The organism is Streptomyces sp. URMC 129, from assembly GCF_051386415.1.
GTDB lineage: Bacteria > Actinomycetota > Actinomycetes > Streptomycetales > Streptomycetaceae > Streptomyces.
Genome location: NZ_JBPQTQ010000276.1, coordinates 1 through 1,268, shown reverse-complemented (window position 1 = coordinate 1,268; position 1,268 = coordinate 1). Strand labels below are relative to the sequence as shown.

General features: G+C 68.8%; 1 protein-coding gene. It reads right to left on the bottom strand.

The features are described from left to right. The coding region (locus ACSNOC_RS27740) for an SDR family oxidoreductase (RefSeq protein ID WP_436750330.1) at positions 1-1,208 on the bottom strand (1,208 nt) is incomplete at its 3' end. Positions 1,209-1,268 lie beyond the last annotated feature (60 nt).

Genomic DNA, 1,268 nt, shown 5'->3' with positions numbered 1-1,268 from the left:
TGCCGGTACTGGGCAAGGGCGTCGAGGAACGCGTTGCCCGCCGCATACGCCCCCTGCCCCGGACTGCCGAAAACCCCCGCAGCCGAGGAGAACAACACGAACGCCGACAGCCCCATGTCCCGGGTCAGCTCGTGCAGATTCCACGCCCCGGCCACCTTCGGCCGCAACACCCGCTCCACCCGCTCACCAGTCAGCCCCGACACCACACCGTCATCGAGCACCCCGGCCGCATGCACCACACCCGACAACGACCGCCCCGCCAGAACCCCGGCCAGAGCCTCACGATCAGCAACATCACACGCCACCGACTCCACCCGGGCACCCAACACCTCCAACTCACCGAGGAACTCGCTCTCCACTCCCCGGCGGCTCAGCAGAAGCAGTTCCCCCACCCCATGAGCGGTGACCAGATGCCGCGCGACCAACCGCCCCAACGCACCCGACGCACCCGACACCAACACCGAACCACCGAACTCCGCAGCGCCGCCCGCAACGGTGGCGGCGCGCACCAGCCTCGGCACCCACACCCCACCATCCCGGACAGCAACCTGCGGCTCACCCACCGGCAGAGCCACAGTGTCCGGGTCGGTGTCCCCATCCAGATCCAGCAGCACGAACCGGTCCGGATGCTCCGACTGCGCCGAACGCACCACCCCCCACACCGCCCCCTGCACCACATCCGGCCCCTCACCACCAACCGACACCGCACCACGCGTGGCAAACACCAACCGGCCCGAGCCCGACCGCTCATCCGCAAGCCACCCCTGCACCAGACCCACAGCCCACAACACACCCGCCTCAGCGGTATCCAGACCCGGCCACGGCACCACAACCGTCCCGGAAACAGCTTCACCGGCCTCCACCGGGAGCTGCTGCCACTCCAGCCTGTAGAGGGAGTCTCCACTCGTGCCGAGCTGGTCCGCCGAAACCGGCCGCAACACCAGCGACTCCACCGACACCACCGGCAGACCCGAACCATCCACCGCCACCAACGACACCGCACCCGACCCACACCGCGACAACCGCACCCGCAACACCGACGCACCCGTCGCAAACACCCGAACCCCCGAACACGAAAACGGCACCCGAGCCAGCCCGCCGTCCTCCTCCATCACGCCCACCGCATGCAGCGCCGCATCCAGCAACGCCGGATGCACACCAAAACCAGCAACATCCGTCCCCTCCGGCAGCGCCACCTCCGCAAACACCTCATCCCCAACCCGCCACACCACCCGCAACCCACGAAACACCGGCCCATACACCAACCC